This window comes from Peribacillus sp. AS_2, assembly GCF_026891895.1.
Classification (GTDB): Bacteria; Bacillota; Bacilli; order Bacillales; family DSM-1321; genus Peribacillus; species Peribacillus frigoritolerans.
In genome coordinates, this window is record NZ_JAPTGA010000006.1 from 118,626 (window position 1) to 141,456 (window position 22,831).

Consider the following 22,831-nt stretch of genomic DNA (forward strand, 5'->3'; position numbering starts at 1 on the left):
AAATTTAAAATGTATGATTGACAGATTAGATATTTTTTTCTATATTTACTATGACAATTTTAAAATATTTCCCGATAAACGGGAGAGGTTCATAGCATCACCCTCTTAAAAAAACTATGGCTTTGATATTTTTTGCGAATCAACCATATCTTTGAGGAGATATGGTTTTTGTTATATAGAGGCCCATTTTATGAATCTCCCTGAAATGTGGGATTAGGAGGACTTTTCATGTCTGGAAGAAAAGAAGAAGAATTAAAAAAAGATATCACACTGCTTGGGAATCAAGGAACAAAATATACATTTGACTACGCTCCTGAAATCCTTGAGTCATTCGATAACAAGCATCCGAACCGGGACTATTTCGTCAAATTCAATTGCCCGGAATTCACTAGTTTATGTCCAATCACGGGCCAGCCGGACTTTGCTACCATTTACATCAGCTATATTCCCAGTGTGAAAATGGTGGAAAGTAAGTCTTTGAAACTCTACTTATTCAGCTTCCGTAATCATGGTGATTTCCATGAAGACTGCATGAACATCATCATGAATGATTTAATCGAATTGATGGACCCTAAATATATTGAAGTCTGGGGCAAGTTTACACCAAGAGGCGGAATTTCCATCGACCCTTACACGAATTATGGGAAACCAGGTACGAAGTATGAGGAAATGGCGAATTACCGCTTGATGAATCATGACTTATACCCGGAAACCGTGGATAATCGCTAAAGAATAGGAGGGACAATGGGCATATGCCCGTTGTCTTTTTTTAGTTTATAGCTAATTTCGATCAGTGGTCCTGTTATTCTGTCCTTTTTAAAAGTACAAATGTCCTCCTATAATGGAATTTCCACTTGATTGTTTCGAGAAAAAGCGTAATAATAGGGAGAGTTAATTTTGACAGAATATTTACGAAAATAGGGGATGTCGAGATGAAAGTTGCAAAGTTTGGTGGAAGTTCACTTGCGTCAGGTGATCAGTTGAGGAAGGTATTCGAAATTGTTGTTTCTGATCCAGAGAGGAAGATTGTGGTCGTTTCCGCTCCAGGAAAACGCAATTCCGATGATATAAAGGTGACGGATTTATTGATTGAAGCTGCGGAACAGCAGCTGCGCGGGGATAACGGAGAGCATTTGATAGAAGATGTTGTATCCCGCTATGCGAGCATTGCTGAAGAGTTGGATATATCCGAGAGTGTCATCACAGGGATTCATGAAAATTTAATGGCGCTGCTGCATGCAGATCAAACTAACCCAAAGCGCTATCTGGATGCCTTGAAGGCAGGTGGCGAGGATAATAATGCGAAGCTGGTCGCAGGTTATTTCCAAAGCCTTGGAGTGGAGGCACAGTATATCAATCCGAAGAAGGCAGGCTTGATCGTAACGGATGAAGGTGGATTTACCAGGGTGCTGCCAGAGTCTTATGATCGGTTATATGCTCTGCGTGATGAGCCGGGAATCGTTGTATTCCCAGGATTCTTCGGATATACGTTAGATGGTGATGTGTTAACCTTCTCAAGAAGCGGTTCCGATATAACGGGTTCGATTCTTGCTAATGGGGTCAAAGCTGATTTGTATGAGAACTTTACGGACGTGGATGCCGTTTATGCGGTGAATCCAAATGTGGTTTCCAATCCGAAGGGAATCCGGGAATTAACCTATCGTGAGATGCGTGAGCTTTCTTATGCAGGTTTCTCGGTATTTCATGATGAGGCGCTGATTCCTGCATTCCGGGCGGGAATACCTGTCCATATCCAGAATACCAACAATCCGGCGGCACAAGGGACCCGCATTGTGAATACACGGGATAATACGAACGGGCCTGTTATTGGGATTGCAAGTGATAAAGGATTTTGCAGTATTTACATTAGCAAATATTTGATGAACCGGGAAGTTGGTTTTGGCCGGAAACTGCTGCACATCCTCGAGGATTATGGAGTTTCATATGAGCATATTCCATCAGGCATCGATGATGTGACGCTTATTCTAAGGCAGGACCAGATGAAAGGGGATGCCGAAAAGAAAATCATTTCCCGAATCAAGAAAGAGCTTCATGCCGATGAAGTGAATGTGGAACATGATCTTGCCTTGATCATGGTTGTAGGGGAAGGAATGCGCCATAATGTCGGTACAACGGCAAGAGCGTCAAAAGCCTTGGCTGAAGCAAAGGTGAATATTGAGATGATCAATCAAGGCTCTTCGGAGGTAAGCATGATGTTCGGTGTGAAAGGGCACAACGAAGAGACGGCAATTCAGGCATTATATCACGAGTTCTTTTGAGTAGGGACCTCCTTTTAGAAGGGGGTTTTTTGTGATTGACCTTTTAATCACTATACATACGCTGGATTTTTTTCATCTGGCTCTTTATGGTAGTGGCAATGACCGTGGGGATAATCATTCCAAGCTAACAGACGCGCTGCAGGGTTCAGAGCGTCTTTTTTCAGGTGGCTAAAGCAATTGGAGGAGAACGGAGTTGACGCTCTTGAAACGGATAAAAAGGGACGTCCAACCCCATACATATCTTACACCAAATTATAAATGAAATAGATGTCAATGGCACATCAAGTTTATGAGCTAAATGATTCACTGGCACCGAATAAGTTCTATCTATATGTGATTGGAGTGTAAGGCACGAGACTCCTGCGGGAAAAACGAGTGCCTGGAGCATAAATCAACATTCAAATTGTAAAAAGCCATAAAAAAACTGTAGAAAACCCGGTTTTCATCGAGTTTGTCTACAGTCTGAGCCTCCAACTGGAAGATTGGAGGCCTTCCTTTTATGTTAGTCCATGACGGTCAGGAGCTGATCGATCGCGTTCCTTGGACGAGGGGCAGGAATCATATCGGGATAGCCAACGTGAAGGCTGCCGACGATCTTCTCGCCTGGTTTCACTCCCAAAGCTTCACGAAACTCCATGCTGTGTATCATGCCGTATGTTTCCCATATCATCCCGATTCCCTGTTCCCAGGCAAGCAGGCTGAAATTCTGGATCAAGGCACTTGTAGCCGCATAATCTTCTTCACGTGTCATGGGATTCGGATTCTCTTCCATGATCACTGCGACAAACATCGGTACACCTATGAGTTTATTATATCCTCGCTGTCCGGCTGCTTTTTTCTTTTCAGGGTCCTTCTCTTTGCCTTCCATGAATGCACGTGTTGCTTCTGCGAGTTTTAAACGGCTATCACCATGCACCACGACGAAGCGCCATGGCTGGGTCATTTTATGGTTCGGTGCCCATGTCGAAGTTTCCAATAATGATTGGATGGTATCAATAGGAACAGGGATGTCCTTAAATCGTTTGATGCTGCGCCGTTCTTTAATGATATCTTCTAGTTTCATGATCATCCTGCTCCTTTAATCATATATGTAAGTTTAATAGTTGAAAAAAAAATAATCCCCGGCTGCCTAATATGCTTCCAATGTGAATAAATTACTTGAATAAAGAGGGGGCAATATTCTAGTGACTTGCATTCGCTAATGAGCATATAATTTTACTAGGCACAGAGAAGCCGGGGCGACATTGTATCTATGTACAATATCAAAAGGGTACGATAAGAGAATATCGTAATTGCTTATCAAATTTCAGAGATCGATAATGAAATTGAAAATCATTATCAATTAGAATTTTCGCTTATTTCCTGTTATTTGTCAAGGGTATTTATAAAAAAAAATCAAGATATTTACCAATGCTTTAAAACAGTTAAAATCTTTTAAAAAATCTGTATAAAAATGTATAATGAGAGGATAAAAAAATGCTATTTACATACGGAGAATCGAAGGTGTCATAGATGAAAAAATTGTCCTCATTTCTTAAGCCGTACTGGCTTTTGATCATTCTTGCTTTATCCTTAATGATTGTCGAGCTCGGGGTAGAGCTATTACAACCTCTATTTATAGCAAAAATCATTGATGATGGCATTTTGCAGAAAGATTTATCGGTGGTGATTAAATGGGGAAGTGTCATGGTTGGACTTTCCGTTTTTTCATTTCTTGGCGGGATCGTTAATTCATTTACGGCATCACATGTAAGTCAAAGCTTTGGACATGATGTCAGGACAAGCCTTTTTGGTAAAATACAGGCGTTTTCTTTTGCGAACTTGAATAATATCCCGACTTCCTCGTTGATCACAAGGATGACGAATGATGTGACCCAACTTCAAAATACGGTTTTTATGGGCTTGCGTATCATGGCAAGGGCGCCGTTGATCGTAATCGGCGGAGCGATCATGGCTATTGCGGTCGATTTGAAATTATCCCTAGTATTGGTCATTTCAATTCCGGTTCTTGTTTTCTTCTTGGGATGGATTATGAAACGGGCGGCTAAGCTGTTTAAGCTCGTCCAGAAAAAACTCGATAATGTCAATGGAGTCATGAGGGAAAACCTGATAGGCATGCGCTTGATCAAAGCTTTTCTTCGTAAGGAGCATGAAATCGGCCGATTTGACGATGCGAATGAAGAGTTGAAAAGAAAGACTGTGTCTTCCCTTCGTTTAATTGAAACGACGATGCCTGTGCTGATGCTTGTCATGAATGTGGCGATTCTGATCATTCTCTGGCTTGGAAGTGAATTTATAACGACGGGAGATATACAGGTAGGGGAAGTTGTGGCGATTGTCAACTATGCCACGAGGATTGCGGCATCCCTTTCCGTTTTTTCATGGCTGATCATGGTCATTTCCCGTGCAAAGGCTTCAGCGGAACGTGTGACGGAAATATTTGAAACTTCGATAGATATTGATGAAGGTAAGGCGGAAAGCAAGAGTGGGGCCGTCAATGGGGGAGGCATTAAGTTTCTGGATGTATCTTTCCGCTATCCTGGAACCGAAACCCCGATATTGAAAAACCTGACCTTCTCCATCGATCCGGGAGAATCGCTTGCCATCATAGGAGCGACAGGATCAGGGAAGACATCACTGTTTCAGCTGATTCCGAGATTATATGAAGTTGAAAGCGGCTCCATTCAAATTGATGGCCAAGATCTGAAAGATATTCCCTTGAATTCGCTGCGGAACAGGATCGGCTATGTACCGCAAGAGGCCCTGCTTTTTTCGGGGACCATAAAAAATAATGTCGCTTGGGGAAAAGAGGGTGCCTCGATGGAGGAAATCATGGCTGCGGCCATGCATGCTCAGGTCCATGAGACCGTAATGAAACTTCCGAAGCAATATGAAACCGAGTTAGGGCAAAAAGGAGTGAATCTGTCTGGAGGGCAAAAACAGCGCTTATCGATTGCAAGAGCATTGGTGCGCAAACCGAAGATTCTCCTTCTGGATGATAGTACAAGTGCGCTGGATTTGAAGACGGAAAGTAAATTGCTTGCCGCTTTAAAGGACTATACATGCACAACGCTCATCATTACACAAAAAATCAGTACAGCCATGGAGGCTGACAAAATCTTGTTGCTGGAAAGCGGTCAAGTCCTTGCGCTGGGGAAACATCAGGATTTGATGCAAACAAGCGATCTTTATCGAAAAATCGTTCGCTCACAGTTTGGGGAGGAGGGGATTTCGCTTGAGTCGAAGAATATCTCCCGATAAGGCAAAGTCTAAACCGGTCAACTCCTGGAATACGGTAAAAAGGATCATTCCCTACTTGGCAACGAATAAAAGCCTGCTATTATGTGTCCTTTTCATGGTACTGATAAGCTCGGTTTTGGGATTGCTTGGCCCCTTTCTTGTTGGGATGGCCATTGATGATTATATTGTCACAAGAGATAGCGGGGGGCTGATCAGCCTTCTTTTAGGGCTTCTCGGAGTCTACATATTTTATTCCCTATCCATGTGGCTTCAGAATTATTGGATGATCGGAATTGCACAGGATACGGTTTATGCGATGCGCAATCAACTATTCAAAAAGCTTCACCAGTTGTCCATTCCCTTTTTTGATCGGCGTCAGCACGGGGAGTTGATGAGCAGGGTCACGAATGATATTGAAAATGTCAGTTCCACTTTGAATAGTTCCGTCATCCAGATCTTTTCAAGTGTGCTGACACTTGTCGGGACGATCGGAGTCATGCTGTATTTGAGCCCTTTATTAACTATACTAACTTTATTCATCGTTCCTCTCATGTTCTTCGGTCTGAGGTGGATAACGAACAGGACGGGAAAGCTGTTTAAAGCACAGCAGAAGAACCTTGGAGAACTGAATGGGTTTATAGAAGAAACGATTTCCGGACAACGGATCGTAAAGGCTTTTTCACAGGAAGATAAAGTGATCCGTGATTTTATCATCCGGAGTGAAAATTTAAAGAAAGCCGGATTCCTATCACAATCATACTCAGGGCTGATTCCAAAACTGATGAATTTACTGAACAACTTAAGTTTCACGGTAATAGCCGCTGTCGGAGGGTTTTTGGCGCTGAATGGCATAGGTACGGTTTCCATCGGGGTCATTGTCATCTTCACCGAGTACTCAAGGCAATTCACCCGTCCGCTCAATGACCTGGCTAACCAATTCAATACACTCCTCTCAGCTGTTGCCGGTGCTGAACGGGTTTTCGCCATACTTGATGAAAAAGAAGAAGAAGTGGATGAGAAACAGGCTTCTGAACTTCGTGAAGTCCGCGGTGAGGTGGACTTTGAGGGTGTTTCCTTTTCGTATAATGATGAAGAGCAAACGATATATGATGTTAGTTTCCATGCAAAAAAAGGGGAGACCATCGCGCTTGTGGGTCCCACGGGGGCAGGTAAGACTACGATCATTAATCTTCTTGCCCGTTTTTACGAGCCGAACAGCGGCCGGATATTGATTGACGGCCAGGATATCCAACAGGTGACGAGGTCAAGCCTCCGTAAGCATATGGGCTTCGTTTTACAGGATTCCTTCTTGTTTCAAGGCACGATTCGTGAAAATATCCGCTACGGCCGGCTGGAGGCAGAAGATGAAGAAGTGGTGAATGCAGCCAAGCTTGCCAATGCCCATTCCTTTATCATGAAACTGCCAGATCGATACGATACCATCTTGAATCAAGATGGCAGTGGAATAAGTCAGGGGCAGCGCCAGCTATTATCGATTGCCAGGGCTATTTTAGCGGATCCCGTATTATTGATTTTGGATGAAGCGACAAGTAGCATAGATACGATAACCGAGCTTAAAATCCAGGAAGCATTACACCGCTTGATGGAGGGAAGGACAAGTTTTGTCATTGCCCACAGATTGAATACAATTCAGCAAAGTGATCAAATCCTCGTACTCGATGAAGGAAGGATCATTGAAAAAGGATCCCATGATGAATTGTTGCGACAGAGGGGTTTTTATTACGATCTAAACGGCAGATCTTTAAGGGAAAATCAGATAGGATAAAGAAAAATGTGTGCCATCCGGCGCACATTTTTTGTGTTGGTCCCATAATGAGCATCATAAACTTGGGGATCGCATCCCGTTCAGTTAATGATGAACCTTCTAAAAATGCGTTCACACAATACGGTTTTTATAAAGCGTTGAAATCATTGGTTCCACTTAAGTGGGAAAAGAGGGAATTATCGACAAAATAATGGAAAATACTTTACAAATTGACTAAATTGCTATTGCTAAAAAACCTTACGGTAACATATAATTCAGAATATATATAAAATTCTTTAAATTTAATGGGTACGGGGAGAAATATAGTCCTGGCCCCTAATAAATGAAGGTTTTTTATAGTTGTACACTAGATCGATAGAGAGGAGATGGAAAAAAATGAAAGCGCTTAAGTCTGTTATTCTTTGGGGGATCATATCTGCATTGGGTGCGGTGAGTTTTGGTTTCGTCGCGCTAAACCGGGGGGAAAGCATCAATGCCATGTGGATTGTTACTGCGGCACTCTGTGTTTATTCAATTGCATACCGCTTTTATAGTAAATTCATTGCACGGAAAGTGTTTGAGCTAGATGACAATCGCCAGACTCCATCGGAAGCGAATAATGATGGGAAAGATTATGTACCTACAAACAAATGGGTGTTGTTTGGTCACCACTTTGCAGCAATTGCCGGAGCTGGACCTCTCGTAGGCCCCATCCTTGCAGCTCAGATGGGATATTTGCCAGGGACGCTATGGCTTGTAGTCGGAGTTGTTTTGGCTGGTGCCGTACAGGATTTCATCATTCTTTTCGGTTCGATGCGCCGTAACGGCAAATCTTTGGGAGAAATGATCAAAGAGGAGATTGGACCGATTACAGGCTTGATAGCGATGGTTGGTATCCTCGGTATCATGATCATTTTACTGGCGGTACTTGCCCTGGTTGTCGTGAAAGCGCTGGTGGGCAGTCCGTGGGGAATGTTCACGATTGCCTCGACCATACCGATTGCAGTCCTTATGGGCATTTACATGCGTTATATAAGGCCGGGACGGGTTGGTGAAGGGTCGATTATCGGAATCATACTTTTGATGCTCGCGTTATATTTCGGCCGCTTTGTAGCCGAGAGCGCAACATTGGCGCCGATGTTCACTTTCGACGGGGAAACGATTGCCATCATGTTGATTGTCTATGGTTTCGTTGCCTCCGTTTTGCCAGTATGGATGTTATTGGCACCGCGTGATTATTTAAGTACATTCTTGAAAATCGGTACGATCATCGGACTTGCACTAGGCATCTTTATTGTCATGCCGAGCCTTGAAATGCCTGCTGTCACTCAATTCATCGATGGAACGGGACCTGTATTTTCCGGAAATTTATTCCCGTTCCTATTCATTACGATCGCTTGTGGAGCGGTATCGGGATTCCATGCACTCGTTTCCTCAGGTACGACTCCTAAAATGATTGAACGCGAATCGCATGCACGTCCAATCGGATACGGGGCGATGTTGACTGAATCCTTTGTAGCCATCATGGCGATGATTGCCGCCTGTGTATTGACGCCAGGTATCTATTTTGCCATTAACAGCCCGGGGGCCGTTGTGGGAACGGAACCAGCGCAAGTGGCTGCTACGATATCAGATTGGGGTTTCCTTGTGACACCTGAGATGATTACCGGCCTTGCAGACGATGTTGGGGAAGAGACCATTATATCCCGTACTGGAGGAGCTCCAACATTTGCAATCGGCATGGCCCATATCTTCTCGCAAGTGATTGGGGGGGCGTCCCTGATGGCGTTTTGGTATCATTTCGCGATACTGTTCGAGGCATTGTTCATATTGACCACCATTGATGCAGGAACCAGGGTGGGACGTTTTATGATACAGGATATCATCGGCACCTTTTACAAACCATTTGCCGAAACGAATAGATGGCTGCCCAATATAATTGCGACTGCCATTTGTGTAATCGGTTGGGGCTACTTCCTTTATCAAGGGGTCATTGATCCTCTTGGCGGAATCAATACCCTTTGGCCATTGTTTGGAATCGCGAATCAGATGCTTTCCGCCATTGCGTTGCTGCTTGGGACGACGGTCCTTTTCAAAATGGGCAAAAAAGCGTACACATGGGTCACTCTTGTGCCCACTACATTCTTGTTGATAGTGACCATGACGGCAGGGTGGCAAAAGCTGTTCCACGAAAACCCGGCAATTGGCTTTTTAGCACATAAGGATAAATTTAAAGCGGCTTATGATAGTGGGGAAGTTCTTGCTCCGGCAGCCAATCTCGCCGAGATGAAGCGGGTCATCGTCAATGATTATGTGGATGCTGCCCTATGTGCCATCTTCATGATCGTGGTGATCACGGTCCTGATTTCTGCCATTAGGTTATGGATAAAAGTCTTGAAGAACCAGAAAATAGATTTACATGAAACGCCTTATGTATCAAGGTCGTCATAAGGGAGGGAAAGCGATGTTGAAAAGAATAATTACAATTCTCAGCTACAGAAAGCAATTCGTCAGTTTGCTCGTCGGCGTGCCAAGTTATGATACGTATGTGGCACATATGAAAAAGCATCATCCTGAAGATCCCGTGAAAACCAGGAAAGAATTTTTCTGCGAAGCCCAGGATGAACGGTATAACGCAAAGGGTGGGAAAGTGTCTCGTTGCTGTTAATGAATATTTATTGAAGGGCCCTCAATAGGGGGCCCTTTTTTTAATGGTTTTCGAGGGGGGGATAAGTGGAGGGTGAAATGTAACAGCCATGGAGTCGTAAAGATGGCAAAGTAACTATTAAACCAAAAAAATCAAATTTGCTGATCCTTAATTCTTATTGATGTTATTTAATCTAACATTTTTTCTGAAAAACACAAAAATTAAGTTGAATTATTAGAAAATTAAGTATATGATAAAAAATATAACATAATGATGTTAATAAACATAACGTATATATAAAGGGGGAAAAAACAGTATGCAAATGGCAGATTCGGTTTTCATGTTTTTGGCGACGATGATGGTTTGGCTAATGACACCAGGGATTGCCCTATTTTATGGAGGGATGGTAAAAAGTAAAAATGTCTTGAATACGGCAATGCATAGTTATATGCCTCTGGCTGTCATTTCTATTCTTTGGGTGCTGATTGGGTATTCATTATCATTTTCACCTGGTAATTCACTTCTGGGCGGTCTGGACTGGGTTGGTTTAAAGGATGTGGGTTTTGCACCTGGACCTTACAGCGAAACAATTCCCCATAGTTTGTTCATGTTATTCCAAATGACTTTTGCCGTTTTAACGGTCTCGATCATTGCTGGTGGCATTGCCGAGCGGATGAGGTTTTCAGCATTCCTGATTTTTACGATCCTATGGTCTTTATTCGTATATGCTCCCGTTGCACACTGGGTATGGGGTGGAGGCTGGTTAGCGGAACTGGGTACACTTGACTTTGCAGGTGGCAACGTTGTTCATATATCTTCAGGGGTTGCAGGTTTGGTATTGGCAATCATGTTAGGTAAAAGGAAAGAGTCGGGGGACAGTGCGCCGCATAATCTTCCTTTAACATTTCTTGGAGGATCATTAATTTGGTTCGGTTGGTACGGCTTCAACGTCGGAAGCGCACTGACAATCAATGGAGTGGCGATGAATGTATTCGTTAATACAGCTGTTGCAGCAGCTGCTGGTATCATTGGATGGCTGATCGTCGAGTATATGGCTAATAAAAAGGCAACATTGCTGGGTGCAGTATCCGGAGCCATTTCTGGCTTGGTGGCCATTACACCCGCTTGCGGATTCGTAACGCCCGCTTCATCAATCATCATCGGTGTCATCGGCGGTGCCGTTTGTTTCTGGGGCGTATTCTTCCTGAAGAATAAACTGGGTTACGACGATGCGCTTGATGCTTTCGGATTACATGGGATCGGCGGGACTTGGGGTGGCATAGCTACAGGTTTGTTCGCGACAACTTCCGTAAACGAAAGCGGTGCAAATGGTTTATTCTATGGAGATTTCAACTTGTTGTGGAAGCAGCTTGTAGCGATCATTGCGACCTATATCTTCGTTGCCGTGGTCACTTATATCGTTGCTAAAGCCATTAACCTTTTCGTACCGTTGCGTGTCAGTGAAGAAGATGAGTCAATGGGGCTTGATCTTACACTTCATGGAGAAAAAGCTTATCACGAATCAATCTAAAAGGGGGTGCCTATATGTCCGAGATTTTAACGAAAATAGAAATCATTACACGTCCTATCCAATTTGAACAATTCAAAGCGGAACTTGCGAAAATAGGGGTAAGCGGAATGACAGTATCGGAAGTAAAAGGAACGGGTCTTCAGAAAAGTTATGTGGAAACATATAGAGGCAGAAATCGTGAAATGTCATTGCATGATCGAATGAAAATCGAAATCGTCGTGTGTGAAGTGCCAGTTCAGGATGTTGTGGATGTAGCAAGGAAATTCTTGAGTACCGGTAAACCGGGAGACGGTAAAATCTTCATACATGAATTGGCGAATGTTGTGAATATCCGTACCGGTAAAGAAGGTCATGATGCGCTAAAGAATGACATCTGATGCTGTGATCAATTCCGCCGGATACAGAGGATTAAAGAAAGGGAGCTGAAAATGGGGAGACTGGTCCGAATTGTTAATGCAAAAAAACAGAAGATCGTTAATACGCTCATTTCAGAGGATGTATATCAACCTGATGACCGACCCTTTTTATTGGAATTGCCACTGAAAAATTTAGAAGAGATGTTATCACTCCGATTAAAATCCCCGTTTCAAAATCCCCCTTCAAAAAAATGACCTTTCAGCCGTTATCCTAGGAGAGCGGCTTTTTTGTTTGATGTCCGCTGGATTTTGATATTTAAATGTTTGTATAATAAGGAAACTTTTTTCTTGAATCCCCCATGGAAATCGGGGAGCATTCCAACTATAATGAATAAGGACATAAATTTAAATACGATTTTTTTGCTTTTTTCGACGCTTTTCGCTTAGTTACTTCAATTTTTCTTTAATTTTCCGAAAAGTGAATTCAAAAAAATGTAAGTTTACCAAAAAACTATGAATTACTTCATGAATGCCCTGCTTAAAAATGGGGGAATTATTAATATGTTCTTTTAAGAGGTGAAAGGGAATGGATCAATTTACGGTCGAATCCGTTTTAAATATCATCAGGGAGTTTGTACCGAAGGATGCTTCAATTTCTGTGGCTGATTCCGAAAAATACATTTATTATCAACCGAGCAAACAAGTGGACTTAAGAATAAAACCAGGTGATTTAATCAGTGAAAATACTGCGACATATAAAGCGCTGAGCATCCGTAAAAAAATAGGGGTGCAAGTTGAAAGTAATGTATTTGGCGTACCTTACTATGGGCTGAGTGTTCCTATCATGGACGAGGGCAACCCTTTAGGGGCGGTAACGGCCATCTTGCCGTCAAAGCCATTGATTTTACCGACATCATTCCTGACCATTAAAACAGATGATCGCTGGATACCGCTTCCATATGATGAAATTATGTATTTGGAAGCTCAAAATAGGAAAACTAAAATTCAGTCCGAACGTGTGAGTGGATTTCATAAAATGAATTTAAGTGAATTGGAATTCATTTTACCTAGTGATTTATTCATTCGTGTGCACCGTTCGTACATCGTCAATATCAACTATATACAAGAGATCCTCCCTGATTTCCATTCTACATTTTTATTGATAATGAAAGACAACTCCAAAATCCAGGTCAGTCAAACATATGCAAGTCAATTCAGGAGGGCTTTGGGGTTTTAGTGATTCTCCTTTGTGTGAAAGAAATGCTGGTTTATGCCCAATTTAAGGCTTTTCATTCGAAAATGAATGTGACGATTACACATGATTGGTAAAATTAAGTGTAAGAAAAGCGAAAAATGGGGGTCTTTTGTATGAACGAAAGCGTTTTCAAAAAAATTCGCAACGAACAATTTAAGGGGAAAGTAGTTACAGCGGAAGAAGCAGCATCATGGATTGAAAATGGGATGAAACTCGGTATGAGTGGATTTACCCGTGCTGGTGATGCTAAAGTTATTCCGATGGCTCTAGTTGAAAGAGCTAAAACTGAAAAATTCAAAGTTGACGTTTATACTGGTGCCTCATTAGGACCGGAAGTCGACCAACATATGGCGGAAGCAGGCATCATAAATAAACGTTTGCCGTTCCAAGCGGATAAAGGCATTCGCAATAAAATCAATGCTGATGAAGTAACTTATGTGGATCAGCATTTGTCTCATACGGCTGAACAAGTTCGTCAAGGCATTGTCGGACCAATCGATTTTGCAATCATCGAAGCATTGGCGATTACGGAAGATGGATTGATCATCCCGACAACTTCTGTAGGCAACTCAGCCATATTCGTTCAAGAAGCTAAACATGTGATCATTGAATTGAACGTATCCCATCCAGAAGGATTGGAAGGGATGCATGATATATATACACCGGCTAAACAAGGGGAACGCGAACCGATTCCTATGACTAAAGCAAGTGATCGCCTTGGATCGATCGGCATTGCGGTTGATCCTGAAAAAGTAATGGGAATCGTCGTTTCTACAGATCTTGATGCACCTTCCACAATCGTGCCGCCGGATGAAGAAACTGCAACAATCGCCAACCACCTCATTAACTTCCTTCGTGGAGAAATAAAGGCTGGCCGTTTAACTGAAAGCCTTGCTCCGCTTCAGTCGGGTGTAGGTTCAGTGGCAAATGCAGTATTCGCTGGCTTCCTTGATTCTGAATTCAAAGATTTGGAAGTTTATTCAGAAGTGCTGCAAGATGCGGTATTTGATCTGATCGATGCTGGAAAGGTTAAATTCGCTTCAGGGTGTTCGATTACATTAGCTGAAGAAAAAGGGAAACAAGTTTACGGTGAGCTTGAAAAATACCGTGATAAGCTAGTTCTTCGTCCACAAGAAATATCCAATCATCCTGAAATCATCCGTCGTTTGGGCTTGATTTCAATCAATACAGCGTTAGAGTGTGATATCTATGGTAACGTAAACTCGACACATGTTTCTGGGACAAGAATGATGAATGGAATTGGCGGATCAGGAGATTTTGCCCGTAATTCACGCCTAGGAATTTTCGTAACGAAATCATATGCAAAAGGCGGCAAAATTTCCAGTATCGTTCCTTTCGTTTCTCATGTGGATCATACTGAACATGATGTGGACGTATTAGTGACAGAGCAAGGGATCGCTGATTTACGTGGCTTGGCACCAAAAGAGCGCGTAGAGTTAATCATAGAAAACTGTGCTCATCCTGATTACCGACCACAGCTACGTGCATACTTCACTGAAGCTGTCGCGCAAACGGGCGGGCATCAAACTCCGCACATTCTTGAAAAAGCATTTTCATGGCATACGAACCTAGCTAAAAACGGTACGATGCTTGAAGCGGTTCTTCAAGATCAAAAATAAGACTCAAAACCCCGCCAATAAAAAGCGGGGTTTTTTATTGGGTCCGTGTCCGATATAGGTGAAAACCAATGAATCTTTCGTCACATCAATGGAATATTGAAAGGTAAATAGATTATTTCTCCTAAGTAATTTGTATGGTGTTTCCTATTGGGATTCTTTTTCCTGCGACAAATAACAGATTTAAAGTGTAAAATGATGCTTAACCATCAAAAAGTTAGGGAACTGTACCTTTAGGCTTTTTTCTATTATTTTTATATATAATTATTCATCCAAGTTATAGATATATGGTAAACTGCTAACAATGAATGATTATCATACATAGGATTTTTCGCATTTATGATGTTGTTTCCTTAGAAATAGGGAGTTAAATAGAATTGCTTATAGTGGAGGAGATAATTTGTTCAAGCAAAAACTGCATTTTTGGACGTTAGAGTTATTACTATTGTCTTTACTTTTTTATGTTGGTACAAAGATTTCTTTTCTTTTTGAACCAATAGTCATTTTTACATCTACATTGTTCTTTCCAATCTTGATTTCGGGTTTTCTCTACTTCCTGTTCAATCCCACTGTTGATTTCCTCGTTAAAAGAAGAGTGCCAAGGGGATTGGCGATTTTATTGCTTTACGTATTTTTCCTTGGGTTGATTAGTTTACTGGTCGGTTTGGTTGGCCCGTCACTTTCCAAACAGGTTACGGATTTACTCAATAACCTTCCGGATTATTTCAATCAAACAAGGAAGTTCATTGAAGATTCAGCGGAGTCAAAATGGTTTTTATGGACGGTGGAACAAGATTATGTACCTCTGCAAGAAGTAGGGGATTCGCTGCAAAAATATTTGACGAACTTACCTAGTAATATAACGAACAGTTTAACTTCCGTTTTCAGCGTGGTGACGAATATCACTTTAGTTGTCGTAACGGTTCCTTTCATCCTGTTTTATATGTTGAAGGATGGGGATAAGCTTCCGGCCGCCATTATGAAATTCGTACCGGTTCGCTATAGAAAACCAGCTTTAACAGTACTTCAGGAAACTGGCGGGACGCTTACTACATACATACAAGGGCAGATGCTTGTTTGCATGTTTGTCGGGATCGGAACGTTCATCGGATATCTAATCATTGGGTTGCCTTATGCGTTCTTATTCGCGCTGATTGGCGCCGTAACCAATATCATTCCATATGTAGGTCCGTTTATCGGAGCCGCTCCTGCCGTCATTGTGGCGTTGATCCATTCACCGACAGAGGCATTATTGGTCATTCTGGTTGTAACGGTCATTCAGCAATTGGATGGTAATTTCATTTCACCGTTAGTCATCGGGAAGAAATTGAACACACATCCGCTTACCATCATCATCCTATTGCTTGTCGCCGGAAACATTGCCGGTATCATCGGCATGATTTTGGCGGTTCCGACTTACTCTGTTGTTAAAACGATCGTATTGAATATCGTAAAATTCATCAGGATCCGAAAAGAGGAAAAGCTTGAAGAAGATATATTGGAATGAAAAAACGGGTCAGACTCAATTGAGTCGGGCCCGTTTTCTTATTGGGGTAAATAGGTCACAAACCTAAGGAAATATATTTTACTTCCAGGAATTCTTCGATGCCCTGGTGTCCGCCTTCACGGCCGAGTCCGCTTTGCTTGAATCCGCCGAATGGAGCTTGCGGAACGGAAGGAAGTCCATCGTTCAAGCCAACAATACCGAATTCAAGTGCCTCGGTGAATTTGATGCCCTTTGTGATGTTTTCAGTGAAGACGTAAGCTGCCAAACCGAAGATGGAGTCATTTGCCCTCTTGATTGCCTCTTCATCAGTCTTAAAGGAGGCAATGGGAGCTAGTGGACCAAATGTTTCTTCCTTCATGCAGAGCATGCTGTCATCAATGTTGGACAATACGGTCGGTTCAAGAAAAAGGCCGCTTATTGATTTACCGCCAGCTTCGAGCTTAGCGCCGCTGCTGATTGCTTCATCAATTTGTTTTTGAACCTTATCCACTGCATTTTGATCGATAAGCGGACCGATATCGACGCCATCTTCCAGTCCATTTCCTACCTTTAGTTCCTTGACCTTGGCAACGAGCTTTTCGATGAAGGCCTCTTGAATGGCTTCGTGGACATAAATGCGATTTGAACAGACGCATGTTTGTCCTGCGTTACGGAACTTTGAACTGATGATGCCATCAACCGCTTTATTAAGGTCGGCATCCTCAAGAACGATTGCTGGTGCGTGACCTCCGAGTTCTAGTGAGATTTTCTTTACCGTGTCTGCGGAGCCCCTCATCAGGGTTTTGCCGACTTCTGTAGAACCGGTAAACGTCAATTTACGAACCCTCGTATCTTGAAGCCAAGTTTCGCCGATTTCTGAGGATTTTCCTGTCACGACGTTGATGACCCCTTTTGGAATGCCAGCTTCTTCGGCTAATTCAGCCATTTTTAAAGCTGTTATGGGAGTCAGGTTTGCCGGTTTAATGACGACTGTGCAGCCGACGGCAAGCGCTGGTGCCACTTTTCTTGTAATCATGGCTGCAGGAAAATTCCAAGGCGTAATGACAGCTACAACTCCGACAGGCTGTTTAGTCACGAAAAGCCGCTTATTGGACACGGAAGCAGGAATCGTTTCACCGTACACCCTTTTTCCTTCTTCGGCAAACCAAGATAAAAAGCCATTGGCATATGTCATTTCACCAAGAGCTTCTTTAAGGGGCTTTCCTTGCTCTTCAGTCATGATTTTTGCCAGTTCTTCTTTATGATCATCAATCAATCGATGCCATTTCCAAATTAGTTCAGCACGTTCGTAGACTGAGAGTGCAGCCCAACCCGTAAAGGCTTCATATGCGGCATCTGCAGCCTTCGCAGCTTCAGTTGCACCGCCTTTAGGAACGGTGGCAACTACTTCATCCGTTGCCGGGTTTCTCACTTCAATTTTATCCAATCCAAAATCCGACCACTCACCGTTAATAAATAATCCGTAATCCTTCATGATAAAACCTCCTAATTTGGTTAAATCCATCAAACTACTAAACTTCTAACTATATACTTTTACCTGTTACATAAAAGTATAAACACTTTTCAGTGATTCTGAAATTTATTTGTTTGGCTATTTATAGAAAATTGGCTATTCATTGCTAGAAAGGGAGGAATACACACAAAAAAAGAGGTGCAAGCTGCACACCTCTTCATTCAAGGTTCAATTATTTTTCCGATGAAACAGCCACTTCATTCATATCATCTGAGATGGCTTGGTTTGGATTGAATTCACCTTCTGATTTAGAAATGACCACCGTAGCGACACTGTTACCGATTAGATTCGTGATGGCGCGTGCTTCTGACATGAAGCGGTCGACTCCAAGCAGTAATGCCATTCCTTCAACTGGAATCATTGGGAAGGCAGCTAATGTTGCAGCAAGTGTGATGAAACCGGATCCCGTTACACCGGCAGCACCTTTGGATGTTAACATCAAGATTCCTAGAAGGGTCAATTCCTGCCAGATGCTTAAATCGACACCATAGGCTTGGGCGATGAAAATCGCAGCCATGGATAAGTAGATGGAAGTGCCATCAAGGTTGAAAGAATAACCGGTTGGGACAACCAAACCGACTACCGATTTTGAGCAACCGTATTTTTCGAGTTTTTTCATCACGCTTGGCAGGGCGGATTCCGATGAAGAGGTTCCTAAAACTAAGAGGATCTCTTCTTTTATATAGGCAATGAACTTGAAAATATTAAAGCCATACATTTTTGCAATTGAGCCAAGGATAAGAACGATGAAAAGTGCCATTGTGATATAAACACTGCCCATTAATTGTCCTAACGAGGATAAAGAACCAAGGCCAAACTTACCGATTGTATAAGCCATTGCTCCAAATGCGGCCAATGGAGAAACTTTCATGATCATACCGACGATGCCGAAGAAAATGTCGGCAATATGCTGAAAGAAAGAAACGACTGGCTGCACTCTCGGTCCCATTGCTGCCATCGATAATCCGAATAATACGGCAAAGAATAGAATAGGTAGTAAGTCTCCGCCAGCCAGTGCGGCAACGGCATTATCAGGAATGATATTAGAAATGAAAGCAACGGCGCCATGTTCCGTTTCGGAAGCGGCTGTCGTATATTGTGATACATCTCCGCCCTCGACTGAATCGATGTTAAAGCCTTTACCAGGTCCCAGCAGATTGACCACGATGATTCCGATGGCAAGTGCGAAAGTGGTAACGATTTCAAAATAAAGCAGGGCCTTTCCGCCGATGCGGCCAACCTTTTTCATATCGCCCATACCGCCGATTCCGATTACGACGGTTAAGAAGATGATTGGTGCGATGACCATTTTAATCATTTTAATAAATAAATCAGCCAATATCTTTAGTTGTTCACCGAAAGCAGGGAAGAAGAAACCGACTGTTATACCCAGAATGATACCGATGATGACCTGAACTGTTAAATTTTTTAATATTTTCAAGGGGCATTCTCCTTTGTTATATGATAGCGCTTTCTTAACTTGATAATAGTGTAACAGAAGAAAGAATCAGAATATTCTTTTGGTGATATTGTTTTCTTTTTGTTCTTTTTGGTCTTGGGGATTTTGAATAACTGAAGAGGAATTAAAGTGAAGATCAGGATATAAAGAGATTACTAAGCCGTAAAAAAAATACCGGTGGAGCACCGGTATTGGCGAAAATCAATTTTCAAATGGTTTTATTAGTGAATATATGGTTCCGATCACAGGAAGTTTCAAACCGACCTTGTCGGCTAGGCGCAGTGCACCGCCCTGTAAATGTTCCACTTCGAGGGTTAGGCCCTTCCGGCGGTCCTGGTGCATCGAAGAGGTTGATTCATGAGGTAATCCTGCCATGTTTTCCAACGCTTGAGCAATATTCTCCACAGTAATTCCGACGTCATAAGCATTTGCAAGCTCCTTCATTTCAACAAGGACCTTTTCTAGCAATCCATTGGTTTCCGGGTATCTCCGTATCGTGCCGATAGGGAGGTTCGATGCTGTTGTCACACCGGAAAACGCGGTGATGAACATGTATTTGATCCACATCCTGATCAAAATGTTTTCCGTTCTGCTTACCTTCATGATAGCTGTTCCCGCCGCCTGTTCGAATTCATCACATATCTTTTTTTGTGACGGATGAAGCGGGCCATAGATTAAATCGTGATTTTCATTGGAGTGAATGACATGCCCTTTTTCATCAAGGGTGGCGATGATGAAGGCACTTCCTCCCAAGACGGCTTCCTCGCCAAGCGCCTCCTGTAAAATGGATATATGCTCCAATCCATTCAAAAGCGGGAGCACCTTTGTGCCCTTTTCAACAAGCACCTTTAAATCTGTAAGGGTGCCTTGCAGATGCTGGCCTTTTACGGCGAGAATCACGAGGTCGACCTTTTCGATGTCATTTACATTCTCTGTGATATGAAGGTCGTTGAATTGGTAGTTTCCATGTGGGCTGGTTATGCTGATCCCGTTTTCCTTCAATTGTTTGGCGCGGTTCTTTCGGACAAGGTATTGAACATCCTGTCCGGCCTGCTGCAACCTGCCCCCAAAGTAGGAGCCAAGTGCCCCAGCCCCTATAATGACAATATTCAAAGCGCACACCTCTCTTTTGATTAAGATGTACTAATCATAACATTGACTGAAATTTCAGTAAATATTTCCGTTTGAAGGTCAACTGGTTGTTTAGATGTTTGTAAGAATGGGAAAAACAAAAGACCAGCCTGAAAGGTTTCAGGCTGGTGCTTATCATTATTTATAGATTTTTACTTTAACGGTTTTTCTGCCCCAATTGATAGCTTTTGAGTGAGAAGAGTAGAAGACGTCAATTTTATTCCCTTTGATTGCGCCGCCTTTATCTGCCGCAATGGCATCCCCGTATCCTTCTACATGAACTTTTGTTCCTAGTGGAATGACCTTAGGGTCGACCGAGATGGCTTTTACGTTAGGGTTTTTCTTTAAGTTAAGACCAGATGCTGTAATCCCGCTGCAGCCTTTGCAGTTCGCAGTGTAAGCTGTTGCCTTCACCGTGATCGTTTTGTATTTCTTGGATGATGATGATGTTTTTGCTTTAGCTTTAGGTTTAGCAGAGGTCGATGTTTTCTTGACCTTTAAAACTTGTTTTGGATGGATGTTATCTTTTTTCAGGTTGTTCCAACTTTTGAGTTGATTGACTGTTATATTATGTTTATTGGCGATACCCCATAGTGTGTCGCCGCTTTTAACTTTGTATGTAGTAGTAGCAGCCGATGAAACTCCGGAAAAACTAAATACCAAAAAGAAAGCAGTGAATAGTGGAAGTAGTATTTTTTTCAAAATGAATAGTCTCCTTTGTTTTAAATCGTAGACTTAGAATAACAGGTCTTTATGACAATAATGTTTCGGTGGAATAGTAATTGTGTTACAAAAAGGTTTCCCTTGATAAATAAATGTAATATAAACTAGGTCAAAAGTACTTATCTGTTAAATGTAAATATATTATTTATTATGTCAGTATAAGCGTATTTTTGTTAAATAGTGTTGATGTAATGGCGTATTCTGTTTAATGAGGTAATATATGGATGTTGAATCCCTGGTTTTAAAGTCCTGTATATTTTGTAAAAAAACAACGTAATATTAGACGATTGAATGCTGTTTATTTTAGTAGGAGAGGATATGCGGAACATGGAAAAAGCCGACATCTATGTGATGCCGGCTCAAACTGTAGACAAAATCGATGAAAATCGAGTTTGTCTAATTTTTTTGAGAGCTTGTTAAAATTCGAACATTGATTTCCACTCCAGGCACTCGCTTTCCTCGGGCGGTCCGGGAGACTCCTCGGCGCCTTTGCGCCTGTGCGGTCTCCCTTGGACGCGCTTTCCCCGCAGGAGTCTCGCACCTTTTCAATCAACTTTGTTTTTAAAATGTAGATAGACTTCCTTTTGTCTATATGTGATGCGGCTTTTTTCATGATTTGGCCTAATGTAAAGCAAATTCAGAAGCGAAATCGACCAGCATTTTTTGATAGACTGCTACTGATTCAAGATTGACGCATTCCCTATCTCCATGCCAGTTCTCGCCTTTTGGTCCGAATTCAATCGCTGGGATATCATATGCCGCAAAAAAGACGGTATCTGCGGAGCCATGTTGTCCGAAAATGACAGCGTCTTGCTTGGTGTTTCTTTCGATAATCGGTCGGAGCAAAGTGATGAATGGGTCTGACTCTTCGGTTTTTACAGGTTTACTGTACATATTAAGGTGAACATTTTTTCCTGTCACACTTTCGATCTGAGCAATGATATCTTCCATTGTTTGCGTAGGGAGATAACGAATATCAAGACTTAGCAAACAAGCATCCGGTACCTTATTATAGACATCCCCGCCTTTTATTTTTGCTAGGTTAAGTGAAGGTGAAGAGTAAAGGGGAGTATGATCCCGGGTGAATGGAAGTTCCTTTATTTTTTGATAGAGATCATAGGCCTTTTCAATTGCATTCACGCCTTCCCATGGACGGCTTCCGTGTGCAGATTTGCCGGATACTTCAATATCGAGACGAAGGGCACCCTTTGCCTGGAGTCCGATTCCCAATTGCGTCGGTTCAGCACAAATTACAAAGTCCCCCCGATAACCATGTTTCGCTAAATATCCGGAACAGTTCAACCCGCCAATCTCTTCATCCGATACGATCTGTAGCTGGATTTTTAAACCTAAGTCCTTATCTTTCAGTTCGGTAAATGCACACATCATCCCTGCAACCCCAGCTTTCATATCGGCTGTTCCGCGTCCATATAAATTTCCTTCATGAACCTCAGGAAAAAATTGATCCGGCGAACCGCTGACAACATCGACATGGCCATTCCAAATTAGGGTTTTATCTCCGCTGCCAATCTCGCTAACAAGCATTTTATAACCGTTATTTACGATCACATTCACGGTAAGTCCTTGATCTTTAAGCCAGTCCGCACAGTAATCTACCGCTTGGTTGGCTCCTTCTTTCGATGAACTGTCGATGGATACTAAATCTTTAAGTAACTCGATGAGCAAAAAGAAAACCTCCTAAAAATATGCATACTACTATTATATATACCCTTTCTGAGTAAGGGTTAACTCGAAAATATTTTCCTGTTAAATAACGTTTAGCATTTT

General features: G+C 42.4%; 18 protein-coding genes and 1 riboswitch. Of the genes, 12 read left to right on the top strand and 6 right to left on the bottom strand.

The genetic code is table 11. The features are described 5' to 3' along the window. Positions 1-78 precede the first annotated feature (78 nt). A riboswitch (PreQ1 riboswitch) is annotated at positions 79-124 on the top strand. Between the two features lie 104 nt (positions 125-228). From queF to OTG27_RS12700, 3 genes are all read left to right on the top strand, one after another. Then, entirely contained in the window at positions 229-729 is a 501-nt protein-coding gene (gene queF / locus OTG27_RS12690; RefSeq protein ID WP_034305880.1) for a preQ(1) synthase, read from the top strand. Positions 730-932: 203 nt separating this feature from the next. Further along, positions 933-2,279, top strand: a complete 1,347-nt coding sequence (locus tag OTG27_RS12695; protein WP_096338882.1) for an aspartate kinase — start codon at positions 933-935, stop codon at positions 2,277-2,279. 31 nt (positions 2,280-2,310) lie between these two features. After that, positions 2,311-2,451 (top strand): hypothetical protein, encoded by a 141-nt coding sequence (locus tag OTG27_RS12700; protein ID WP_176548644.1) that lies wholly within the window; start codon positions 2,311-2,313, stop codon positions 2,449-2,451. Positions 2,452-2,781: 330 nt separating this feature from the next. Here OTG27_RS12700 and OTG27_RS12705 read toward each other — a convergent pair whose 3' ends face one another. Beyond that, complete coding sequence (locus OTG27_RS12705; RefSeq protein ID WP_054397999.1) at positions 2,782-3,342, bottom strand: nitroreductase family protein; 561 nt, start codon at positions 3,340-3,342, stop codon at positions 2,782-2,784. Between the two features lie 449 nt (positions 3,343-3,791). On the opposite strand from OTG27_RS12705, the gene OTG27_RS12710 reads away from it, so the two are divergent. The 9 genes from OTG27_RS12710 (at position 3,792) to OTG27_RS12750 (ending at position 16,217) form a co-directional block, all read left to right on the top strand. Further along, positions 3,792-5,540: an ABC transporter ATP-binding protein gene (locus OTG27_RS12710; RefSeq protein ID WP_268937124.1), complete on the top strand. Its 1,749-nt coding sequence runs from the start codon at positions 3,792-3,794 to the stop codon at positions 5,538-5,540. After that, positions 5,515-7,305, top strand: a complete 1,791-nt coding sequence (locus OTG27_RS12715) for an ABC transporter ATP-binding protein (RefSeq protein ID WP_268937125.1) — start codon at positions 5,515-5,517, stop codon at positions 7,303-7,305. The genes OTG27_RS12710 and OTG27_RS12715 overlap by 26 nt, the downstream gene beginning before the upstream one ends. Before the next feature lie 375 nt (positions 7,306-7,680). Then, complete coding sequence (locus OTG27_RS12720) at positions 7,681-9,735, top strand: carbon starvation CstA family protein (RefSeq protein WP_063577456.1); 2,055 nt, start codon at positions 7,681-7,683, stop codon at positions 9,733-9,735. A gap of 13 nt (positions 9,736-9,748) precedes the next feature. After that, complete coding sequence (locus tag OTG27_RS12725) at positions 9,749-9,952, top strand: YbdD/YjiX family protein (protein WP_063577455.1); 204 nt, start codon at positions 9,749-9,751, stop codon at positions 9,950-9,952. 295 nt (positions 9,953-10,247) lie between these two features. After that, positions 10,248-11,462 carry an ammonium transporter gene (locus OTG27_RS12730; RefSeq protein ID WP_063577454.1) on the top strand — a complete coding sequence of 405 codons (1,215 nt, stop codon included), beginning with the start codon at positions 10,248-10,250 and terminating at the stop codon, positions 11,460-11,462. A 14-nt stretch (positions 11,463-11,476) separates the two neighbouring features. Beyond that, the gene (locus OTG27_RS12735) at positions 11,477-11,839 is read left to right on the top strand and encodes a P-II family nitrogen regulator (protein ID WP_098865677.1); all 363 of its coding nucleotides are present in this window, start codon (positions 11,477-11,479) and stop codon (positions 11,837-11,839) included. Positions 11,840-12,404: 565 nt separating this feature from the next. Continuing rightward, positions 12,405-13,055: a LytTR family DNA-binding domain-containing protein gene (locus OTG27_RS12740; RefSeq protein WP_057278591.1), complete on the top strand. Its 651-nt coding sequence runs from the start codon at positions 12,405-12,407 to the stop codon at positions 13,053-13,055. Positions 13,056-13,186: 131 nt separating this feature from the next. Then, positions 13,187-14,713, top strand: coding sequence for a succinyl-CoA:acetate CoA-transferase ScpC (gene scpC / locus OTG27_RS12745; RefSeq protein WP_239860143.1), 1,527 nt, complete (start codon positions 13,187-13,189; stop codon positions 14,711-14,713). Between the two features lie 397 nt (positions 14,714-15,110). After that, positions 15,111-16,217 carry an AI-2E family transporter gene (locus tag OTG27_RS12750; RefSeq protein WP_063577452.1) on the top strand — a complete coding sequence of 369 codons (1,107 nt, stop codon included), beginning with the start codon at positions 15,111-15,113 and terminating at the stop codon, positions 16,215-16,217. A 55-nt stretch (positions 16,218-16,272) separates the two neighbouring features. Here the strand turns inward: OTG27_RS12750 and OTG27_RS12755 are convergent, their stop codons facing one another. The 5 genes from OTG27_RS12755 to OTG27_RS12775 all read right to left on the bottom strand — a co-directional run bounded on the left by OTG27_RS12755 (position 16,273) and on the right by OTG27_RS12775 (position 22,729). Continuing rightward, positions 16,273-17,691, bottom strand: coding sequence for an NAD-dependent succinate-semialdehyde dehydrogenase (locus OTG27_RS12755; RefSeq protein WP_048685027.1), 1,419 nt, complete (start codon positions 17,689-17,691; stop codon positions 16,273-16,275). 211 nt (positions 17,692-17,902) lie between these two features. Next, the gene (locus OTG27_RS12760) at positions 17,903-19,171 is read right to left on the bottom strand and encodes a dicarboxylate/amino acid:cation symporter (RefSeq protein WP_057278594.1); all 1,269 of its coding nucleotides are present in this window, start codon (positions 19,169-19,171) and stop codon (positions 17,903-17,905) included. A 219-nt stretch (positions 19,172-19,390) separates the two neighbouring features. Continuing rightward, a complete protein-coding gene (locus OTG27_RS12765; RefSeq protein WP_308789442.1) occupies positions 19,391-20,311 on the bottom strand; it encodes a ketopantoate reductase family protein in 921 nt (306 codons plus the stop codon). A gap of 147 nt (positions 20,312-20,458) precedes the next feature. Next, positions 20,459-21,022, bottom strand: coding sequence for a 3D domain-containing protein (locus tag OTG27_RS12770; protein ID WP_063577450.1), 564 nt, complete (start codon positions 21,020-21,022; stop codon positions 20,459-20,461). A 642-nt stretch (positions 21,023-21,664) separates the two neighbouring features. Beyond that, positions 21,665-22,729, bottom strand: coding sequence for a M20 family metallopeptidase (locus OTG27_RS12775; protein WP_268937127.1), 1,065 nt, complete (start codon positions 22,727-22,729; stop codon positions 21,665-21,667). Positions 22,730-22,831 lie beyond the last annotated feature (102 nt).